The organism is Nitratireductor sp. PBL-C9 (assembly GCF_050877045.1).
GTDB lineage: Bacteria > Pseudomonadota > Alphaproteobacteria > Rhizobiales > Rhizobiaceae > Nitratireductor > Nitratireductor aquimarinus.
In genome coordinates, this window is the sequence record NZ_JBPAXW010000003.1 from 423,690 (window position 1) to 444,754 (window position 21,065).

19 protein-coding genes are annotated in these 21,065 nt (G+C 62.4%); 12 read left to right on the forward strand and 7 right to left on the reverse strand.

What is annotated here, in order from left to right:
* The first annotated feature begins 23 nt into the window (after window positions 1-23).
* Window positions 24-830, forward strand: a complete 807-nt coding sequence (locus ACRTG1_RS09520) for an IclR family transcriptional regulator domain-containing protein (RefSeq protein WP_432516157.1) — start codon at window positions 24-26, stop codon at window positions 828-830.
* Between the two features lie 32 nt (window positions 831-862).
* On the opposite strand, the gene ACRTG1_RS09525 is transcribed toward ACRTG1_RS09520, so the two are convergent.
* The 6 genes from ACRTG1_RS09525 to ACRTG1_RS09550 all read right to left on the reverse strand — a co-directional run bounded on the left by ACRTG1_RS09525 (window position 863) and on the right by ACRTG1_RS09550 (window position 7,963).
* Window positions 863-1,120 (reverse strand): hypothetical protein, encoded by a 258-nt coding sequence (locus ACRTG1_RS09525; protein WP_113153011.1) that lies wholly within the window; start codon window positions 1,118-1,120, stop codon window positions 863-865.
* A 128-nt stretch (window positions 1,121-1,248) separates the two neighbouring features.
* Complete coding sequence (locus ACRTG1_RS09530) at window positions 1,249-2,151, reverse strand: LysR family transcriptional regulator (RefSeq protein ID WP_222473985.1); 903 nt, start codon at window positions 2,149-2,151, stop codon at window positions 1,249-1,251.
* Between the two features lie 636 nt (window positions 2,152-2,787).
* A complete protein-coding gene (locus ACRTG1_RS09535) occupies window positions 2,788-4,983 on the reverse strand; it encodes a heavy metal translocating P-type ATPase (protein WP_432516211.1) in 2,196 nt (731 codons plus the stop codon).
* A gap of 143 nt (window positions 4,984-5,126) precedes the next feature.
* Complete coding sequence (gene nagA, locus ACRTG1_RS09540; RefSeq protein ID WP_432516158.1) at window positions 5,127-6,287, reverse strand: N-acetylglucosamine-6-phosphate deacetylase; 1,161 nt, start codon at window positions 6,285-6,287, stop codon at window positions 5,127-5,129.
* A gap of 27 nt (window positions 6,288-6,314) precedes the next feature.
* Entirely contained in the window at window positions 6,315-7,073 is a 759-nt protein-coding gene (locus tag ACRTG1_RS09545) for a GntR family transcriptional regulator (protein WP_206547859.1), read from the reverse strand.
* Window positions 7,070-7,963 carry a BadF/BadG/BcrA/BcrD ATPase family protein gene (locus ACRTG1_RS09550; RefSeq protein ID WP_432516159.1) on the reverse strand — a complete coding sequence of 298 codons (894 nt, stop codon included), beginning with the start codon at window positions 7,961-7,963 and terminating at the stop codon, window positions 7,070-7,072. The genes ACRTG1_RS09545 and ACRTG1_RS09550 overlap by 4 nt, the downstream gene beginning before the upstream one ends.
* Before the next feature lie 395 nt (window positions 7,964-8,358).
* Between ACRTG1_RS09550 and ACRTG1_RS09555 the strand changes: the two genes are divergently transcribed.
* The 6 genes from ACRTG1_RS09555 (at window position 8,359) to ACRTG1_RS09580 (ending at window position 14,526) form a co-directional block, all read left to right on the forward strand.
* Window positions 8,359-9,615, forward strand: a complete 1,257-nt coding sequence (locus ACRTG1_RS09555; protein WP_113153015.1) for an ABC transporter substrate-binding protein — start codon at window positions 8,359-8,361, stop codon at window positions 9,613-9,615.
* 183 nt (window positions 9,616-9,798) lie between these two features.
* The gene (locus ACRTG1_RS09560; RefSeq protein ID WP_206544242.1) at window positions 9,799-10,722 is read left to right on the forward strand and encodes a carbohydrate ABC transporter permease; all 924 of its coding nucleotides are present in this window, start codon (window positions 9,799-9,801) and stop codon (window positions 10,720-10,722) included.
* Between the two features lie 16 nt (window positions 10,723-10,738).
* Window positions 10,739-11,578 (forward strand): carbohydrate ABC transporter permease, encoded by an 840-nt coding sequence (locus ACRTG1_RS09565; RefSeq protein ID WP_113153017.1) that lies wholly within the window; start codon window positions 10,739-10,741, stop codon window positions 11,576-11,578.
* The gene (locus ACRTG1_RS09570; RefSeq protein ID WP_299937749.1) at window positions 11,575-12,639 is read left to right on the forward strand and encodes a Gfo/Idh/MocA family protein; all 1,065 of its coding nucleotides are present in this window, start codon (window positions 11,575-11,577) and stop codon (window positions 12,637-12,639) included. Before ACRTG1_RS09565 ends, ACRTG1_RS09570 begins: the two co-directional genes overlap by 4 nt.
* A 9-nt stretch (window positions 12,640-12,648) precedes the next feature.
* Window positions 12,649-13,659: an ABC transporter ATP-binding protein gene (locus ACRTG1_RS09575; protein WP_432516160.1), complete on the forward strand. Its 1,011-nt coding sequence runs from the start codon at window positions 12,649-12,651 to the stop codon at window positions 13,657-13,659.
* 186 nt (window positions 13,660-13,845) lie between these two features.
* The gene (locus tag ACRTG1_RS09580) at window positions 13,846-14,526 is read left to right on the forward strand and encodes a GntR family transcriptional regulator (protein ID WP_432516161.1); all 681 of its coding nucleotides are present in this window, start codon (window positions 13,846-13,848) and stop codon (window positions 14,524-14,526) included.
* Window positions 14,527-14,673: 147 nt separating this feature from the next.
* Here the strand turns inward: ACRTG1_RS09580 and ACRTG1_RS09585 are convergent, their stop codons facing one another.
* On the reverse strand, window positions 14,674-15,519 hold the full coding sequence (locus ACRTG1_RS09585; RefSeq protein ID WP_432516162.1) for a MurR/RpiR family transcriptional regulator: 846 nt from the start codon (window positions 15,517-15,519) through the stop codon (window positions 14,674-14,676).
* Between the two features lie 158 nt (window positions 15,520-15,677).
* Between ACRTG1_RS09585 and ACRTG1_RS09590 the strand changes: the two genes are divergently transcribed.
* From ACRTG1_RS09590 to ACRTG1_RS09610, 5 genes are all read left to right on the forward strand, one after another.
* On the forward strand, window positions 15,678-16,478 hold the full coding sequence (locus ACRTG1_RS09590) for an N-formylglutamate amidohydrolase (protein WP_432516163.1): 801 nt from the start codon (window positions 15,678-15,680) through the stop codon (window positions 16,476-16,478).
* Window positions 16,479-16,548: 70 nt separating this feature from the next.
* The gene (locus ACRTG1_RS09595; RefSeq protein ID WP_113153022.1) at window positions 16,549-17,058 is read left to right on the forward strand and encodes a TRAP transporter small permease subunit; all 510 of its coding nucleotides are present in this window, start codon (window positions 16,549-16,551) and stop codon (window positions 17,056-17,058) included.
* The gene (locus ACRTG1_RS09600; RefSeq protein WP_283799802.1) at window positions 17,055-18,377 is read left to right on the forward strand and encodes a TRAP transporter large permease; all 1,323 of its coding nucleotides are present in this window, start codon (window positions 17,055-17,057) and stop codon (window positions 18,375-18,377) included. Before ACRTG1_RS09595 ends, ACRTG1_RS09600 begins: the two co-directional genes overlap by 4 nt.
* Window positions 18,378-18,469: 92 nt before the next feature.
* Window positions 18,470-19,522 (forward strand): TRAP transporter substrate-binding protein, encoded by a 1,053-nt coding sequence (locus ACRTG1_RS09605; RefSeq protein WP_432516164.1) that lies wholly within the window; start codon window positions 18,470-18,472, stop codon window positions 19,520-19,522.
* 174 nt (window positions 19,523-19,696) lie between these two features.
* Entirely contained in the window at window positions 19,697-21,064 is a 1,368-nt protein-coding gene (locus tag ACRTG1_RS09610; RefSeq protein ID WP_432516165.1) for a glutamine synthetase family protein, read from the forward strand.
* The last annotated feature ends 1 nt before the right edge of the window (window position 21,065 follow it).

Genomic DNA, 21,065 nt, shown 5'->3' on the forward strand with positions numbered 1-21,065 from the left:
GTTTTATATGCGATACTTTCTAGATGGAGAATGAAACCGAGTCAAATGCCCCTGCCACAGCTGAAGCCCAGGCTTCGCGCGATCTCGTGGGATCGCTGCAGAAGGGGCTTGGCGTTCTGGAGATTCTGGCAAATGCGCCGGACGGCATGACGCTGACGGAAGTGGCGACGGAGGCGGGGCTGACACGCGCAGGCGCGCGGCGGCTGCTCCTCACACTGGTGGCGAGCGGCTATGCGCGCCAGACGGACCGGCGCTTCCTGCTTTCCGCGAAACTGCTGGGGCTCGCCCGGACATGGATGGGCGACGCCGCGCTTTGGCGCTATGCAGAGCCCGTCATGCGACGTGTGTCCGCAACGCTTGGCGAATCCTGCTCCGCAGCCGTTCTGGAGGGCGAGGATGTCGTCTATGTGGCCCGTGTGGCCGGCCGGCGCATCGTGTCCGTGAGGCTCAATGTCGGCACGCGGCTTCCGGCCTATTGCACGTCGATGGGCCGGGTTCTTCTGTCAGATCTGGAAGCGTCCGAACTCACCGGTTTTCTCGCGAAGGCGTCGATCAGCGCCAAGACTGAACGAACGGTGACGGACCGGGCCGAACTCGCCGAAACGGTGACCCTGGCCGGCGCGCGCGGTTACGCCATCGTCGACCAGGAGCTGGAGCTCGGACTGCGCTCGATTGCGGTGCCGATACGCAACAAGGCGGGGCGCATCACCGCCGCCCTCAACGTCTCCACGCAGTCGGCGCGCTTCACCTGCGCCGAGATGGAGCAGTCCATCCTGCCCACCCTGCTGGCTGCCGCGCGCGAAATCGAAGACTTTCTCGCCCTGCAATAGGCGGCCGCCCTCAAGCGGTATGACACAGCGGTTCATGCGGCACTCCTTGGACGTTTGTCGTCATTGCCTGGAGATTGCTCGATGGTCTGGCGCATACGGCGTGCAAGGCGCGCTTCGAGCCGCGCCTCCAGCACACGCTCCAGCACGTCGCGCGCGCCGGCATGGCCATGCCCCTTTGACATGGTGAAAAGCGAATCCACGATGGACACCTCGTCCTGCGGAGACAGGAGGGCATCGATTTGCGCATCAGTCTGCGCGTCCGAACGGGCGTTTTGAATCAGTCTTCTCATAATTTGGAATCTTGCGCGCCGAACCTGACGGCAAAGCGGCGGCTGGGTGAAATTTTGACGACAGTTTCTAGGCATAACAGCGCCGCGCAGAGACCTGCGCGGCGGCATGCCGACTTGGCGGGCGCTATCTATTGATGGGCCAGGCCCTGCCCCTGATAGGCAGAAGGCGGGGGTGTCATGCGATGCAACTCACCCTGCAGAAGCTCGAAAATGTCCATTGCGAGCCGCAGGTTGAAACGCTTGTCGTCGAAGAACATGCCGTAGCGGATCTCGAGCCCGCCCGGAATGACCTCGACACAGTCTTCATGCAGCGCCGGATTGCCATCGAAAACGAAACCCGGCAACGGTGAGACCGCAGCCCCGTTGGCGACCAGCTTCATGGCGTTGGTGATGTCATCCACCTCGCCGATCACGTCATAGGAAACGCGGCGATGGCGGAGCCATTCGCGGGCGACAATGCCGAGCGGTGACTGCGGATTGGTCAGCACCACCGGTATGGAGCCGCTGTTTCGCTTGGTCTGTTCGGCCAGCTCGCGCGAGCCCATCCACCGCATCGCATATTCGCTGATCAGATCCGGCCCCATTTCATTCGGGTAGAGCGCGCGGAAAACGGCATCCACCTGCCCCAGATCGTACATCTCTTCAAGCCGCCTGGAATCGGCGATGCGCCAGCTCACGCTTTCCTTGATCTTGCCAAGCCGCCCGAGCCCGGCAAGCAGCAGCGGCGCGGTGTAGGTGCAGATACCGACCTTCAGCTTGGAAACATTCTTTTCATAGCCCACCGTGCGCAGCCGCCGCTCAAGATCGAGCATCTGGCGGATAAGCCGGGAAATCTCTTCCTTCACGATGATCCGGTTGCCGAGTTTCTTGATCAGCGGCGTGCCGATCGCCTTCTCAAGACGCCCCAGATGCATACTCACTGCCGGCTGGCTGATGCCCAGCTTCTGCGCCGCGCCGGTCAGGCTGCGCGTGTCGATGACCGCTTCGGCGGCCCGCAAAGTTGCAAATGAAAGTCCATCCTGTCTGTGCATGCCCATATGCTCTACGCCTCGCTTCATAAGAGGTGGGAATCTGACCCGAAAGACGCTGCCGCGAACGCGGCACACAACGCTTCTGCAAGACGGCGATAACCGTCCGTCCGCATCACACGGTTCACCCGCGCGATGCAGTTTCACGATGCGCTCTGCACCGTTCTGCATCAGCCACGCCAAGCGCTGCCGATGCGACGCCAACTCATCAGCCCGGACACGAATGACCCGGAAAACCGATCAAAGCGGCGCTACAAACATGTCCGCTGAAACATAAGTACCCCCGGAATTCCGACGTACCCTGCTCGATACAACTTCTGAACGATATCGGATTCAGATTACATATACAACCTGTAATGGATTATGTGGATATCTATGCAACCTTTGGGGAATCAATATCGGGAAAATCCATATTTTTCATAAGGATACTCGGTTATCAACATCGATAAGTGATAAACAAGAAATACAACTTATACGCTAAATTCCACGTATAATTATGCGTATACAACCCCGTAAAAAAGCCGGCCACGAGGGCCGGCTTTTGCCGATTCTGAAGGGAGCGAAAAAGCGTCGAAACCGACGGCTGCTCCACCAATATTCCAGACCGCCTCTTGAGCATCCGGTCGCTCGCAGGACGATCTAACGCTCCATGCGGAAGCCCAGAAGCCTCAGCGCATTCAGCGTCACCAGAACGGTCGCGCCGGTGTCTGCAAGGATTGCGATCCAGAGCCCCGTGACGCCCAGCACCGTGGTGACCAGGAACACCGCCTTGAGCCCCAGCGCGATGGCGATATTCTGATGGATATTGGCCATCGTCGCACGCGCCAGCCGCACCATGCCGGCGACATCGCCCACACGGTTGCGCAGAAGCGCGCCATCGGCCGATTCGAGCGCCACATCGGTGCCCGAGCCCATGGCCACGCCAACATTGGCGGTGGCCAGCGCCGGCGCGTCGTTGATGCCGTCGCCAACCATCATCACCGTGTGCCGACCGGTCAGCTCACGGATCGCGGACACCTTGTCGTCGGGCAGAAGCTCGGCGCGATACTCCATCGAAAGACGTCCGGCGATGGCTTCCGCCGTGCGCGCATTGTCACCGGTGAGCATCATGGTGCGCACGCCGAGCGCCTTGAGCTCCTGCATGGCGGCGGCGGCATCCTCGCGCGGCTCGTCGCGCAGGGCGATCACGCCTGAAAGCGCACCGGCGCGGAAAACGGCGGCAACCGTCTTGCCCTCGGCCTCGAGAGCCTCAATGCGGCTCCTTGCCAGCGCGGTCATCGCGCCTTCTTCCTCGGCATGGCGCGGCGAACCGACGAACACGGTCTCACCACCTACGCGCGCTTCCACACCGCGACCGGGAATGGCGCGCGCATCCCTGCCCGCCTCATAGGAAACACCAAGGCTCTCGGCATGGGCCAGAACGGCTTCGGCCAGCGGATGGCTGGAACCGGCTTCAACGCCGGCAGCCAGCGCCAGAACACGCGCCTCATCGCCATCGGCCGCCCACACATCCGTCACCGCCGGACGGCCGACCGTGAGCGTGCCGGTCTTGTCGAAGGTCACGAGATCGGTCCGGGCAGCAGCCTCGATAACGGCCCCGCCTTTCAAAAGCAGGCCGCGCCGCGCACCGGTGGAGAGTGCGGAGGCGATGGAAGCAGGAACGGAGATCACCAGCGCACAGGGGCAGCCGATCAGGAGCAGCGCCAGCGCACGATAGATCCAGACATCCCAGGCAGCCCCCGCCGCAAGCGGCGGCACGATGGCGACCAGCAGGGCGAACCCCACCACTGCCGGCATGTAGTAACGGCTGAACCGGTCGATGAAACGCTCCGTTGGCGCACGCGCATCCTGCGCTTCCTCGACCAGACGAATGATGCGCGCAATGGTGTTGTCCTCCGGCGCGCGCGTCACGCGCACACGGATCGCCGCATCGGTGCTGATCGAACCGGCAAAGACGTCTTCGCCCTCACCCTTCGTGCGCGGCACGGATTCGCCCGTCACCGGCGCTTCGTCGATGCCGGCAATGCCGTCGACGATCTCGCCATCGGCGGGAATCCGGTCGCCCGGCCGCACCATGACGATCTGGCCGATCTTCAGCTCTGCGGCCTGCACCTTGCGGGTCTTGCCGTTTTCCTCAAGCAGCGCGGTCTTGGGCACCAGATCGCCCAGCGCCCGGATGCCGGCGCGCGCGCGGTTGGCCGCCACACCTTCCAGCACTTCGCCCACGGCGAACAGGAAGACGACAAGCGCCGCCTCCTCGGCAGCGCCAATGAACAGGGCACCGGCGGCGGCCACCGTCATCAGCATTTCAATGGTGAAGGGCATGCCTGCACTCAACGCGGCAAAGGCCCGGCGGGCGATGGGCGCAACGCCGATCAGACAGGCCGCAACAAAGGCCCACATGCCGATTTCACCCGGCAGCAGGAATTCCGCACCCCAGGCGGCGACCAGAAGAAGTCCGGTCAGGATCACCAGACGCCCCTTGCCGGTCTGATACCAGCTGCGGTCGCCATCATCCGCGCCGTGCACATGACCGGCAACGCCATGTCCCGGATCGGCGCGCTCAACTTTAGAACCCTGCCCATGCGTGTGGTCATGCCCACTACAACAGGAGCTCTGCGTAACCGCGCCCGTTTCGGCCGCTTCCCCGCGCTGACGCGGCGCAATCGAATAGCCGAGTTTCTTGACCGCACGCTCCACCTTGTCGCGCCCGGTCTTGTTTTCATCCAGCGACAGGGCCAGCGTCTCGGACATCACCGAAACACTGACATCACTCACACCGGGAAAACGCTCCACGGCTGTGCGGATCTTGTTCGCACAGCTTCCACAATCCATGCCGCCCACCTTCCAGGAATAGGGGTTTGCGGCGCTATCATCCTGTTTCAAGGACACGATGATTCTCCTTACAGACTTTCAACGCCTGCAAGGATAGGATCTCTAGTCACTAGAGCTTCAAGAGGAAAAATGCGCGAATTCGATCAACCGGCCTGATGCACGGGTTCGCCGCCGATCCAGGTGGAGACAACGCCGAGATCATCGTTCAGAACCACGAAATCGGCGTCCCTGCCAGCGCCAAGGCGGCCCTTGGCGTGATCGAGCCCGATGGCCTGCGCCGGATAGACGCTTACCATGCGAAGGGCCTCTTCGAGCGGTAGCCCGACCGTGCGGTGCAGATAGGCAACCGTCGCAATCATGTCGATATCCGCACCGGCCAGCGTCCCGTCCTCCAGCGTCAGCCGGCCATTCTCACGCATGATCGTGCGGCCGTTCAGCGTAAAGGATTTCAGATCGGTGCCGATGGTCGACATGGCGTCCGTCACTGCGAAAATGCGGGCCGGGCCATTCTTGCCGCGCAGGGCAACGCCAATCGCCACCGGATCGACGTGAACACCATCGGCAATGATGCCAACCCACAGACGGCCACTGTCGAGCGCAGCGCCCACGACACCCGGCTCGCGATGGGCAAGCGGGCTCATGGCATTGAAGAGATGGGTTACCAGCGATGCCCCCGCCTCGGCATAGGCCAGCGCCGTGCGGTAGGTCGTGTCCGTGTGCCCGAGGCTCACCTTCACACCGCCCCCGACCAGCGCCTTCACCTGTTCAGCCGTCGCATTTTCGGGCGCCAGCGTCACCATCAGCGCCGGCAGCTCCCGGCGCGCCTCGATCATGGCGGCGAGATCGCCATCCTCCAGCGGACGGATCAGCGCCGGGTCATGCGCGCCCTTGCGCGCGATGGAAAGGTGCGGTCCTTCCAGATGCAGGCCGAGAAAGCCGGGCATCTTCATCCGCGCCGCTTCAACACCGGCGGCAATCGACGCTGCGGTCGATTCACGCGTATCGGTGATCAGCGTCGGCAGAAGCCCGGTCGTGCCGAATTTCGCATGCGCGCTGCAGATTTTCTGCAGTCCCCCGACCCCGCAATCGCCGTCGAACATCACGCCGCCGCCGCCATTGACCTGCAGATCGATGAAGCCCGGCACGACCATCGCACCGCCCGCCTCGCGTCGTTCGCAGTCGGGAGCAAGCGCGTCCAGCGGCTCGACCCCGGCAATCCGGCCGTTCTCGACGATCAGCGCCCGGTTATCCTGCCAGGCGTCTCCATCAAAGATGCGCGCGCCGACGAGTGCGAAAGAAGACATGTCTCGGTTCCGATTTTCTGGATTACATCAACGTTCCGGGATCTTCAGCTCGGCGACGAAATCATAGGCGTCGCCGCGATAGATCGAACGGGTGAATTCAATGACCCGGCCATTGGGCAGGTAGGAAACGCGCTCGATATAAAGCGCGGCCTCGCCGGGCGCGACCTTGAGAAGCTTGGCCTCGCGCTCATCCACATTGCGCGCGGAAATGCGCTGCGTGGCGCGGCACGGCCGGGCAGAACGCATGTCCAGCGCATCATAGAGCGAATCCGTGACCGATGCCGGATCGGGAAGGAAGCTGCCGATGATGGATGCCCGCTCGATGGCCATGGGCACATCGTCTGCGATGCGCAGGCGCTCCAGGCGGGAGACCGTATCCCCCACCGAAAGCCCCAGCACCATCATTTCGTCAGGAGACGGCGCGACAACCACCCGCTCCAGCCACTCGGAGCGGGCAGACAGTCCGCGCCGCGCCATGTCCTCGGTGAACGAGGTCAGCAGCGAGAGAGACTGCTCGACGCGCGACACCGAGGGCGCAACGAACGTGCCGGAACCGTGGCGGCGAATGAGACGCCCCTGCTTCACCAGATCATCGACCGCGCGGCGCACCGTGACCCGGCTCAAGCCCGTCAGTTCGGCAATGTCGCGCTCGGTCGGCAGGGCCGCGCCCTCGCCCAGCACGCCGCCGCTGATCGCATCTTCAAGAAGGCGACGCAGGCGCACATAAAGCGGGCCGGACCCCATGGCCGCAACGCTCTCTTCGGTGAAGAGTTTCGATACGCTCATCGTCGCACCTCCCCTTCCATGGCCGGCGGGAACGCGCGCAGCGCAAGCTGCACCGCACCACCCAGAGCGTCGGCCAGTGGCTCTTTCAGGATCGCCTGATGCCGCGGCTCAAGCCGCCCGGCATAGAGCGCCCCGAGACCACCCAGGAGACAGAGGCGTTCGCACCCCTCGAAAACGACAGTGTCGAGCGTCTCGGTGATATCGCGCACCGTGTCGCGCAGAATGCGTCCGGCCAGAGGGTCGCCCTGATCGTCGTACTCGAAAACCATCGGCGCGAAGGAGCCATAATCGGCCGGCCGCGCATTCTGCTGCGCGAACTCCACCATCGCTTCCGGATTGTTCTGGAAATGCGCCATCACGGCGCGGCTGAGCGGCGTGTGTTCGCGAATGCCGTCATGGGCGAGCAGGGCCTGCTGCAGCAGTGTACGGCCAAGAACCGCGCCACTGCCCTGATCGCCGATGGCGAAACCCCAGCCGCCCACATTGCGCAACACGCCGCCGGAGCGCGACACATAGGCGGAGCCGGTGCCCAAAATGGCCATGACGCCGTCATTGTCGCCCAGCGCGCCCTGAAGCGCGATCAGACCGTCATGCACGAATTGTGTGTCGGCAAATGGCAGCGCCCGGGCAAGCACCCGTTGCCGCTCACCCACATTGATGCCCGCAAGCCCCAGATAGGCCGGAATGCCGGAAAGATCGAGCGCATCGAGCCCTGCATCGTGGAGCGCCTCGCGGGCGGCCATCACGATGTTCTCGCCAATAGCGTCCGACGCGGTAAAAATATTGGCGGAGCCGCGTTTTCCGCGCCCGAGAACATTGCCATGCCGGTCGGCCAATGCGGCCCGGCAGCTCGTTCCCCCACCATCGATTGCAATGACAAATTCGCTCATGATCACTCCTCGCAATCATGATACCAAAAAGATACCTCTAGGAAACAAGAAAAAACAGAGCGCCGAAAATTTAACGCATCCATCTGTTTTTGCTTCATAAAAATCTGCGCCACTCAAAAAACCGTTCGAAGATGAAAGATTCACCTCTGGACAAATGGTATTTTTTTGGCCTTTAATTTCTCCATTGGAGGAGCAGAGGGGTCCGGGGAGCGGAGCGCACAAGGCACACAAAGAAGCGCCAGTGCGTGACCAGAAAACCGGAAATGCCGGCCGGGCTCAAGAGCCGGCTACCAAAAAGAACCTCCATAGGAACAGTTCAGCAGCGCTCCGGGCGCCGTTGCGACCTGTCGTGCAGGCGCGGCTGCGATGCCCCGGGGCAAACCAGGGAGAAGACCATGATGAAATCCACCAAACTGGCGTTACTCGCCGCAACCATGCTCGGCGCGTCCGGCGTGGCGATGGCGCAGGATGCCGAGCTCACCATCGAAAGCTGGCGCAATGACGACCTGACCATCTGGCAGGAAAAGCTCATCCCGGCTTTCGAAGCCAAGAATCCCGGCATCAAGGTCAAGTTCGCGCCGAGCGCGCCGACCGAGTACAACGCGGTCCTCAATTCCAAGCTGGACGCCGGCACGGCTGGCGACCTGATCACCTGCCGTCCGTTCGACGCATCGCTCAGCCTCTACCAGAAGGGTCACCTGTCGGCGATCCAGGATCTGGAGAACATGGCGAACTTCTCCGACGTGGCGAAGGCCGCATGGAGCACGGATGACGGCGCGGAAACCTTCTGCGTGCCGATGGCGTCCGTGATCCACGGCTTCATCTACAATGCCGACGCTTTCGAAGAGCTGGGCATCGAGCCGCCGAAGACCAATGAAGAGTTCTTCGCCGTTCTCGAGAAGATCAAGGAAGACGGCACCTACATTCCCATGGCCATGGGCGCCAAGGACCAGTGGGAAGCCGCCACGATGGGCTACACCAATATCGGCCCGAACTACTGGAAAGGCGAAGAAGGCCGTCTGGCGCTGATCAGCGGCGAGCAGAAGCTCACTGACGACCAGTGGGTCGAGCCCTTCCGCCAGCTCGCCGCATGGGCGCCCTATCTGGGCGACGGCTATGAGGCGCAGGCCTATCCCGACAGCCAGAACCTGTTCACGCTCGGCCGCGCGGCGATCTTCCCCGCCGGTTCGTGGGAAATCTCGATCTTCAATGACCAGGCCGACTTCAAGCTGGGCGCATTCGCACCGCCGGTGCAGAACGCCGGCGACGAGTGCTACATCTCCGATCACACGGATATCGGCATCGGCATGAACGCCAAGACCGAGAATGCGGAAGCCGCCCGCACCTTCCTGAACTGGGTCGGTTCGGCTGAGTTCGCCTCGCTCTACGCCAACTCGCTGCCGGGCTTCTTCTCGCTCTCCAGCGAAACGGTCGAGATGGAAGATCCGCTGGCGCAGGAATTCGTTTCCTGGCGCGAAAACTGCAAATCCACCATCCGTCCCGCGCATCAGATCATCTCGCGCGGCACGCCGAACCTCTGGAACGAGATGTGGAACGTCTCGGCCAATGTTCTGCGCGGCGCACAGTCGCCCGAGGATGGCGCGAAGCAGCTTCAGGACGGCCTGGCAGGCTGGTACGAGCCGCAGCAGTAAATCCTGATCCTTTGAACAGGAAGCCGGGTCCGCCACCTGCGCGGGCCCGGCGCCATAGAGCCTTTTCCGATCAGATGAAATCACCTGATCGGCAAGAAATGGCTCCAGATTCAATAAGTTGAGCAATTCCTTTTCATTCGCATTGGTTCATTCCGAACGGGAAATGCTCCAGAGAGACGTTCCATGGCCCAAGCCACCAAGAAGCCCATACGCTGGCATATCGCCGTGTTTCTGGCGCCCGCCGTGCTGATCTACACGGCCATCATGATCATCCCGCTGTTCAGCACACTGCAGCTGGCCATGTACAGCGACGTGGAAAACAGCCAGGTCTATGTGGGCCTGCAAAACTTCCGCGCCCTGTTCGGCGATCCGCAATGGTCGGATCAGTTCTGGAACGCGCTCAAGAACAACACCTGGTTCTTCATCGTTCACATGATCGTTCAGAACCCGATCGGCATTCTTCTGGCTGCGCTGCTTTCAAGCCCGCGCCTGCGCATGCGCTCCTTCTATCGCACGGCCATCTTCATCCCGACGATCCTCTCCTTCGTCATCGCAGGCTTTGCGTGGAAACTCATCCTGAGCCCGTTATGGGGCGTGGCCCCCAACCTGCTCGACATGGTCGGCCTGAAAAGCCTTTTCCAGCCCTGGCTCGGCAAGGAAGCCTACGCGCTGACGACGCTGGCGCTGATTTCGGTGTGGCAGTTCGTCGGCATTCCGATGATGCTGATCTATGCCGCGCTGCTCTCCATCCCGGACGAGCTTCTGGAAGCCGCCGAATGCGACGGCATCACCGGCATGTCCCAGTTCTGGAAGGTCAAACTGCCGCTTATCCTGCCCGCCATCGGCATCATCTCGATCCTCACCTTTGTCGGCAATTTCAACGCCTTTGACCTGATTTACGCCACGCAGGGCGCGCTGGCGGGACCGGATTTCTCGACCGACATTCTGGGCACGTTCATGTTCCGCACCTTCTTCGGCTTCCAGCTTCAGCTGGGTGACCCGAACCTGGGCGCGGCCATCGCCACCGCCATGTTCGTCATCATTCTCATCGGCGTGTCGATCTATCTGTTCGGCATCCAGCGGCGGCTGCGCCGCTACCAGTTCTGAGCGGGAGGACACAGACATGAGCATGGCAAGACACTCCCCCGCCCGCTCCATCGCCGCCCATGCGGTGCTGGCCACCTACACGATCATCGCACTGTTCCCGGTGTTCGTGATCGTCATCAACGCCTTCAAGTCGCGCAAGGCCATCTTCCGCACGCCGCTGGAGCTGCCCAATGCGGAAAGCTTCAGCCTGGTCGGCTTCGAAACCGTTCTGAAACAGGGCGACTTCCTGCTCTATTTCCAGAACAGCTTCATCGTCACCGTCGTGTCGCTGTTCATGGTGCTGCTGTTCGGCGCCATGGCCGCCTTCGCGCTTGCCGAATACCGCTTCAAGGGCAATTCGCTGATGGGCCTTTACCTGGCGCTCGGCATCATGATCCCGATCCGGCTCGGCACCGTGGCGATCCTGCAGATGATGGCCGCCTCCGGCCTCGTCAACACACTGACCTCGCTGATCCTCGTCTACACGGCGCAGGGCCTGCCACTGGCCGTCTTCATCCTGTCGGAGTTCATGCGACAGGTATCCGACGACCTGAAGAACGCCGGCCGCATCGACGGGCTCAGCGAATACCGCATCTTCTTCCGCCTCGTCCTGCCGCTCGTACGGCCGGCCATGGCCACGGTCGCGGTCTTCACCATGATCCCGATCTGGAACGATCTGTGGTTCCCGCTGATCCTCGCCCCTGCCGAGGAAACGAAAACCATCACGCTTGGCGCACAGGTCTTCATCGGCCAGTTCGTCACCAACTGGAACGCGGTTCTGGCGGCCCTGTCGCTCGCCATCCTGCCGGTGCTGATCCTCTACCTGATCTTCTCGCGCCAGCTCATCCGCGGCATCACCTCGGGAGCAGTGAAATGAGTGCGCAGGAGACGCCCGTGCGGGTGCTGGTCGCAGGCCTCGGCAATATGGGAATGAGCCACGCGCTCGCCTATCACGCCAATCCCGGTTTCGAGATCGTCGGCCTTGTCAGCCGCTCGAAGCCGGACCTGCCGGATGCGCTGAAAGCCTATCCGCACTTCACCGGCTATGAGGAAGCGCTGGCCGAAACCCGGCCGGATCTCGCCTCCGTCAACACCTATTCCGACAGCCATGCGGCCTACGCCATCGCCGCGATGGAAGCCGGCGCGCATGTGTTCGTGGAAAAGCCGCTGGCCACCAATGTCGCCGATGCAAGGCGCGTGGTGGAAACGGCAAAGGCCCATGGCCGCAAGCTGGTCGTCGGCTACATCCTGCGTCACCACCCCTCCTGGGTGCGGCTGATCGAGGAAGCGCGCGGGCTCGGCGGGCCTTACGTGTTCCGGCTGAACCTGAACCAGCAGTCCTCCGGTCCGAGCTGGCACACACACAAGCAGCTGATGGAGACCACGCCGCCCATCGTCGACTGCGGCGTGCACTATGTGGACGTGATGTGCCAGATCACCGACGCCAAACCGGTGAAGGTGCGCGGCATGGGGGTCCGGCTGTCAGACGAAATCGCCCAGGACATGTACAATTACGGACATTTCCAGGTGATGTTCGAAGACGGTTCCGTCGGCTGGTATGAGGCCGGCTGGGGGCCGATGATGTCGGAAACCGCCTTCTTCGTGAAGGACATCGTGTCGCCGAATGGCTGCGTCTCCATCGTCATGGACGAGGGCGCGAAATCGGACGACATCGACGCCCACACGAAAACCTCACGCATCCGCATCCACAGGGCCGAAACCAATGCCCAGGGCCGCTTTGCCAATGAGGACACGCTCCTCTCCATGGAAGGCGAGCCGGGCCATCAGGAGCTGTGCGACCGCGAACAGGCCTTCGTTCTCAAAGCCATCCGCGAAGACATCGATCTCTCGCGGCACATGAACGATGCCGTGCAATCTCTCAACATCTGCCTCGCCGCCGACGAAAGCGTGCGAAGCGGCAAAGAAGTAGAACTGTAGGACGAAACCGTGGGCTCACTCGCACTCAAGAACATCACCAAGTCGTTCGGCCAGGTAGACGTCATCAAGGGCGTGGACCTGGAGGTTCAGGACGGCGAACTCGTCATCTTCGTCGGCCCGTCGGGCTGCGGAAAATCCACCCTTCTGCGCATCGTCGCCGGGCTGGAAGACGCCAGCGGCGGCCATGTCGAAATCGACGGCGCCGAAGTCAACACAACGCCGCCCTCCAAGCGCGGCATCGCCATGGTGTTCCAGACCTACGCGCTCTATCCGCACCTCACCGTGCGCGACAATATGAGCCTCGGCCTGAAACAGGCGAAACACCCGGCCGCGCACATTGCCGAACGTGTCGATTTCGCCTCGAAAATGCTGTCGCTCGAGCCCTATCTCGACCGCCGGCCGGCAGAGCTTTCGGGCGGCCAGCGCCAGCGCGTCGCCATTGGTCGCGCGGTGGTGCGCAAGCCCAAGCTCTTCCTGTTCGATGAACCGCTTTCAAACCTCGATGCGGCGCTGCGCGTCAACACGCGTCTGGAGATCGCGCGTCTCCACCGCGAACTGGGCGCGACCATGGTCTACGTCACCCATGACCAGACCGAAGCCATGACGCTGGCCGACCGCATCGTCGTTCTGAATGCCGGCAGGATCGAGCAGGTCGGCACGCCGATGGAACTCTACAACGATCCGGCCAATCTGTTTGTCGCCGGCTTCATCGGGTCGCCGCAGATGAACTTCATCGAGGCTGCACGGCTTGGCCGCGACGATGCGAAAACCATCGGCATTCGTCCCGAACACATCTCCATCGTTGCCGAAGGCGGCGATATCGAAGGCCGTGTCTCTCACATCGAGCATCTGGGTGCAGACACCAATGTCTATCTGGACTGCGGCGAATCCGGCCTCGTCTGCGCGCGCCTGTTCGGCGAGCAGAACTTCGAGATCGACAGCACGCAGCAGGCAAAGTTCGACGAGAACCGCGTCTTCCGCTTCGACGACGAGGGCAAGGCCATCCGCCGGAACGGCTGAACAGGCTCCAACTCAGATATATGGGGGACGCGGGCGTGGTTCATGTCTGCGCCCCTCCCTGCCCACTCCTGCCCTCCCTGTTCCCCCTGCGCCAAAACGCGCCGCAACCATTGCTTAGTCTATCCTTAACCCGTCCACCGGAAGCTGTTATCGTGCGTTTGATACGGACAGGAGGTTGGATTGGCCATGGATAGCGGATTTGTCCCGGTCTCCCGACGCGTCACCATTCAGGACGGCGTCTACCAGCAGCTTCGTCATGCGCTCATGGTCGGTCGTTTCGATCCCGGCCAGACACTCACGATCGCATCGCTCGCAGAAACGTTCGGCACCAGCCACATGCCGGTGCGCGAAGCCCTGCGCCGGCTTGCTGCCGAGAACGCGCTCGAAATCGCCTCAAACGGCTCCGCCCGCATCCCCGGCATCAGCATCGCAAGGCTCGATGATCTGTGCCGCGCCCGTGTCGCAGTGGAAGGACTTGCCGCAGAGCTCGCCTCCACCCAGGCGACGGACGAGGCCATCGGCACGCTCGAGCGCCTCACCACCGCACATGACGCCTCAAGCGGCGAGGAGAGCATCTACGAGATGCTCGTGAAAAACCGTGATTTCCATTTCACGCTTTATCGCTGTTCCGGTTCGGACGTGCTGCTGCAAATCGCGGAAACCTTATGGCTCCGTTTCGGCCCTTACATGCGCCTGCTCTCACGCCACCTGGAGCAAATCCTGCGCTCGCCGGAAGGCAGGAACTTCACCCGCCATCATCACGACGCCATCGCCGCCCTGCGCAGACAGGACGGCACTGGCCTGCGCCAGGCCATCAATGCCGACATCGGCGCAACACAGGCCCTGCTGCGTCCGCTCTGCAAGTGAGGTGCGATCCGCTTTGCGCCAAGCGCCCTCGTGGTTCGACAGGCTCACCATGAGGGCTGTTGAGGTGCTGAGGCCGACTTCCAGTAGCCCTCATGGTGAGCCTGTCGAACCACGAGGGCGCTCGGCACAACCGGCTGACACCCCCGCCTACTCGCTGGCAGGCGGCTTGTTCCAGTGAATGTGCTCCAGCGCCTGAATGCGGCTGCGCGCGGCGTCCCAGTCCCGGTGCGTCACGCGATCGACAATGGCTTCCGCCAGCGCCATCAGCACGACCCCGGAATCCCAGGTTCGGCCGGAATCGATGGCGCAGGGCAGAACCACCCGCGCGTAATGCGAGATCGGCGAAAGCCAGGTGTCGGTGATGAGCACAATGCGCGCCTTGCGCTCGCAAAGAAGCTCGCTCAGATGCACGAGGTCGCGCTGGTAGCGGCGGATGTCGAACAGCACCACCACGTCCCCTGCCCTCACATCCAGCAACTGATCGTCCCAGGTGGAGGTCTGGTCCTGAAAGCGGCGCACATTGGGGCGCACGATGCGCAGATGCGCCGCCATGTAGCGCGCAATGGCATCGCTGAAGCGCCCGCCAAGCATGTAGCAGGCCGATTTGTGATCTGAAAGCAGCGCGCAGGCAGCCTCGAACTCGCTTTCGGGAATGGCGTCGAGCGTCGCCTGAATGTTGGCGGTCGCCCGTGCGAAGTATGACCCGAGCGCAGAGCCATCCGCGCTGCGCGCCGGCGAGGTGTCGCCTTTTTCCAGCGGCGAGAGAAGCTCCGCCTGGATTTCCGTGCGCAGCAGGCGCTGAAACTCCGGATACCCGGAGAAACCCAGCCGCGAGACGAAGCGCAGCACGGTCGGCGCGCTGGTTCCGGCAAGGGCTGCAAACTCGGCAACCGTCGACAGGCCGCTGCTCGGATAGTTGGCGAGAAACGCATGCGCCACTTTGCGCTCTGCGCCCGTCATCTGGCCGAGCGCTGCGTGAACCTGTTCTTTCATTCCCAAACGCGTTTCTCCAAAAGGCGCTGCCACATTCCGTAACAAAAATTACACGATTGACAAATGAGCGGCAATGCTAATCAATATTACAGAGCCGTTTCAGGGGATCGTTCCACTCAAAAAACAACAAGGGAGCGGACGGCTTGTGTGGAGGTTTGATGGTCAGGGCATTGCTTGCTCAATCCGAGGGACAGCCATTCGAGATCGAGCGCGCAGACGGGCAGTCGCCGGTCATTCTCGTCTGCGAGCACGCTTCGCGCGCCATCCCGCGCGCGCTTTCAACGCTTGGCGCAAAGCCGGAAACGCTGGCAAGCCACGCGGCCTGGGACATCGGTGCGCTGGCCACCGCGCGCAGGCTCTCGGCCCTGCTCGACGCGCCACTGATCCATCAGCGTTTTTCGCGACTCGTCTATGACTGCAATCGCCCGCCGGAGGCGATGGATGCAATCCCGGAAATGAGCGAAGTCCACGCCATTCCAGGCAACCGCAACCTTTCCGACGATGCCCGCCGCGAGCGCGTCGCGGCAATCTACGAACCGTTTCGCGATGCGCTGGCGGAGCTGATCGCCAGCCGCACCGGCCCGGAGAAACTGCCGGTCATCGTCACGATCCACTCCTTCACGCGCGTCTATTTCGGCATCGCCCGCCATCGCGCCGTCGGCATTCTGCATGACCGCGACCGGCGGCTGGCCGACGCCATGCTTCAGCACGCGGAGGAGGAAGGCGTCGCCAATGCGATGCGCAACTATCCCTACGGGCCGGATGATGGCGTCACGCACACGCTGCGCCTCCACGCCATCCAGCACGGCCTCCTGAATGTCATGATCGAATATTGCAGCGACCTGATTGCCGACGAGGCGGGGCAACAGGAATGGGCGGAGCGCACTGCGCGGCTGCTCGAAGCAGCGCTGGAGCGCTTTCACATCGACATACACGCAGCCGGCCCAAAGCAGAACTGACAACAAAAACAGGGCTGGCGGCGAAACCAGAACGGGGAACGAGGGAGAGAGGAATGGGAGACAGGAGCCGATGCCAAACGCCATAAGGCGCTATGTGCGCCTGATCGACCGGACGAACCATTATGTCGGTCTGGTGGTCATGTACATGATCTTCCTGATGATCGGCATCCTGCTGTACTCGTCGATCATGAAGACCGTGTCCATTCCGCCGCTGTGGACGCTGGAAATGGCGCAGTTCGCCATGGTCGCCTACTACATGGTCGGCGGCGGATGGGCGCTGCAGAACGATTCCCACGTGCGGATGGACCTGATCTATGCGCGGTGGTCGCCGCGCACCAAGGCCATCGTCGATTCCATCACCATCCTGTTCCTGATCTTCTACCTGTCGCTGCTCCTTTACGGCGGCTTTTCCTCCACGTCCTACGCGCTGAAATACGGCGAAACCAGCTACTCGTCCTGGTCGCCCTACATGGCGCCCATCAAGATCATCATGTGCATCGGCATCGCGCTGACGCTGCTTCAGGCGGTGGCCCAGCTCTTCAAGGATCTGGCGCGGGTGCGCGGGGAGGAACTCACTTGAGCTACGAACTCACCGCCATCCTCATGTTCACGGGCATGATGGGCCTGCTCCTGACCGGCCAGCGCGTGTTTGGCGCCATCGGCTTCATCGCCGTGGTGTTCGCGCTTCTTCTGTGGGGCACGGGCGGCTCCGAGATTGCCTTCTCGGCCGCCATGAAGCTGATGAAATGGTACGCGCTTTTGACGCTGCCGCTGTTCATCTACATGGGCTACATGCTGTCGGAATCGGGCATCGCCGACGATCTCTACAAGATGTTCCATGTCTGGTTCGGGCCGGTGCGCGGCGGGCTTGCCATCGGCACCATCGCCCTGATGGTCGTGATCTCGGCCATGAACGGCCTGTCGGTCGCCGGCATGGCCATCGGCGCGACCATCGCGCTGCCCGAGCTGCTCCGGCGCGGCTATGACAAGATCATGGTGACCGGCGTCATCCAGGCAGGCTCGTCACTGGGCATTCTCGTGCCGCCCAGCGTGGTGCTCGTGCTCTACGCGATGATCGCGCGCCAGCCGGTCGGCCAGCTCTGGCTCGCCGGCGTGTTTCCGGGTCTCCTGATGGCCGGCCTGTTCATCGTCTACATCGCCGTGCGCTGCTGGCTGCAGCCCAATCTCGGCCCCGTCCTTCCGGCGGAAGAGCGGCGCATTCCGATGTCGGAAAAGATCAAGCTCCTGTCGGCCGGCATCCTGCCCTTCATGATCTTCTTCCTGATGACCGGGCTCTTCGTCATGGGCATCACCAGCCTCGTGGAAAGCTCCGCCATCGGCGCGGTTTCGGCAACGGCGGCTGCCGCCATCCGTGGCCGGCTGACGCTGAAAGTGGTGCACGACACGGTGCGCAAGACGCTCTCCGTCTCGTGCATGTTCATGTGGATCATCCTGGCCGCGCTCTGCTTCGGCGCGGTGTTCGACGGGCTCGGCGCGGTCAAGGCCATCGAAGGCTTCTTCCTCGACCAGCTAGGCCTGTCGCCCTGGGAGGTGCTGATCCTGATGCAGCTCTCCTATCTCATCATGGGCATGTTCCTGGACGACACGGCCATGCTGGTCATCGTGGCGCCGCTCTACGTGCCGCTGGTCAAGCTGCTCGGCTTCGACCTCATCTGGTACGGCGTGCTCTACACGATCACCTGCCAGATCGCCTACATGACCCCGCCCTTCGGCTACAATCTGTTCCTGATGCGCGCCATGGCGCCGCCGGAAATCAAGCTCGGAGACATCTACCGATCCATTGTGCCCTTCGTGGCGGTGATGGTGTTCGCGCTCATCATCGTCATGGTCTTCCCGCAGATCGCGCTGTGGCTTCCCCAGCACGTCTACCTTCGCTGACACGCCAAAAACCCAAGGAGGTCACGACCAGAAAAGCCTGCGCCAATGCCCGGCATCAACGACCGGGACAACAACCAGAGGAGTGAACAGAGATGCAAAACAGACGCGACTTTCTGAAGAAAGCGGGCATGGCATCGGCGGCGGCCGCTGGCACCACGGCCCTGGCAACGCCTTATGTTCGCGCGCAGAGCCCGATCCGCTGGCGGCTGCAGACCTATGCCGGACCGGCGCTCGCAGAGCATGTCGTCAAACCCGCCATCGACGCTTTCAACAAGGCGGCCAATGGCGAGATGGTGATCGAGCTCTACCACGCCGACCAGCTGGTTCCGACGGGCGAGCTTTTCCGCGCCATGCAGAACGGCACGATCGATGCCGTGCAGTCGGATGACGATTCCATGGCCGCTCCGGTCGATGTGTCGGTGTTCGGCGGCTACTTCCCCTTCGCCACGCGCTACTCGCTGGACGTGCAGGCGCTGTTCTACAAGCATGGCCTGGCCGAGATCTGGGAAGAGGCCTATGGCGAGGTGGAAGGCGTGACCTGGCTTTCCGCCGGCTCCTGGGATCCGTGCCACTTCAACACCAAGGAACCGATCAAGAGCCTGGAAGACCTGAAGGGCAAACGTGTCTTCACCTTCCCAACAGCCGGCAAGTTCCTTTCCCGCTTCGGCGTCGTGCCCGTCACCCTGCCCTGGGAAGACGTGGAAGTGGCGGTGCAGACGGGCGAGCTCGACGGCATCGCCTGGTCGGGCATCACCGAGGACTACACGGTGGGCTGGGCCGACGTCACGCCCTACCTGCTCACCAACAATATCTGCGGCGCGTGGGTTGGCTCCTTCTTCGCCAATTCCGACCGCTGGAACGAAGTGCCGGACCATCTCAAGCAACTCTTCCGGCTCGCCATGGACTCGTCGCACTATTACCGCCTGCACTGGTACTGGGCGGGCGAAGCAGATCTGCGCGTCAATGGCGGCAAGATGGAACTCACCACCATCCCCGATGCCGAATGGGCGACGGTGGAAGCCGAGGCCGAAAACTTCTGGGACGAGATCGCTGCCGAAGGCGGTCGCAAAGAGCGCGTGGTCGAGATCCTGCGCAACTACCGTACCCTCATGCAGAAGGCCGGTCCGCCCTATCGCTACGGCTGAGCGCAACGCGACTTCATGGCCCCGGGGCGTTCGCGCCGGGGCCATATCCCGAAGCATCGGACAGAACCGCGAAAGCGGTTTTCCTTTGTCCCGGTGCTCAATCCGCAAGTCAGATCACCGTTTGAGCGTCCGGATGACGCGCGGCGATCGGGAACCACCGACAGGACGAATTGAATGGCGGGCAAACTGACACTGGAAAGCCTCAGAGCAGCGGCAGAGGCCGGCGAGATCGACACCGTGCTCGTGGCGCTGGTCGACATGCAGGGGCGTCTGATGGGCAAACGCTTCCATGTGGAATATTTTTTGGAAAGCGCCTTTGAGGAAACCCATAGCTGCAACTATCTGCTCGCCACCGACATGGAGATGTTCACCGTCGAGGGCTACCACGCGACGAGCTGGTCGGCGGGCTATGGCGATTACACGATGAAGCCGGACCTCTCGACCATGCGCCGCATTCCCTGGCTGGAAGGCACGGCGCTGGTTCTGTGCGACGTGCTCGACCACCACACCCATGAGGACGTGCCACACTCGCCCCGCGCCATTCTAAAAAAACAGGTCGCGCGGCTGGAAGCCATGGGCATGAAGGCGATGATGGCCTCGGAACTGGAGTTCCACCTGTTCCGCGACACGTTTGAGGAAGCCGCCGCAAAGGGCTATCGCGGGCTGGAGCGCATCAGCGCCTACAACGAGGATTATCACATCTTCCAGACCACCAAGGAGGAGGATGTGATGCGGGCGATCCGCAACGGCCTCCATGGCGCGGATGTGCCGGTGGAGAACTCCAAGGGCGAGGCCGATGCCGGACAGGAAGAAATCAACGTCCGCTACACCGACGCGCTGACCATGGCCGACCGCCATTCAATCGTGAAGAATGGCTGCAAGGAGATCGCCTGGAAGGCCGGGCGGGCCGTCAGCTTCATGGCCAAGTGGGACGACAGCGCCGCCGGCAATTCCTCCCATGTCCACCAGTCTCTGTGGACGCTCGACGGCAAGCCGCTTTTCTTCGATCCGGCGGGCGAACACGGCATGTCCCCGCTCATGCGGCACTACATGGCCGGTCTTCTCGCCCATGCCGGCGAGATCACCTGTTTCCTCGCGCCCTGTATCAATTCATACAAGCGCTTTGCAGCCGGAACCTTCGCCCCCACCAAGGCGATCTGGTCGTTCGACAACCGCACGGCGGGCTACCGCGTCTGCGGGTCGGACACGAAGGCGGTGCGCGTGGAATGCCGGGTCGGCGGCGCCGACCTGAACCCCTATCTGGCCTTCGCCGCGCTGATTGCGGCGGGCATTCACGGCATCGAGAGCAGGACCGAGCTGGAGCCGGCCTTCGTTGGCGATGCCTATGAAGGCCAGGGCGTGCGCGAAATACCGAAAACCCTGCGCGACGCCACCACCGCACTGGACGGTTCGGCCATGCTGCGTGAAGCCTTTGGCGACGCGGTGGTGGATCATTACGTCCACGCAGCCCGGTGGGAACAATCCGAGTATGATCGTCGCGTGACCGACTGGGAGGTCAGGCGCGGTTTTGAGAGAGCATGAC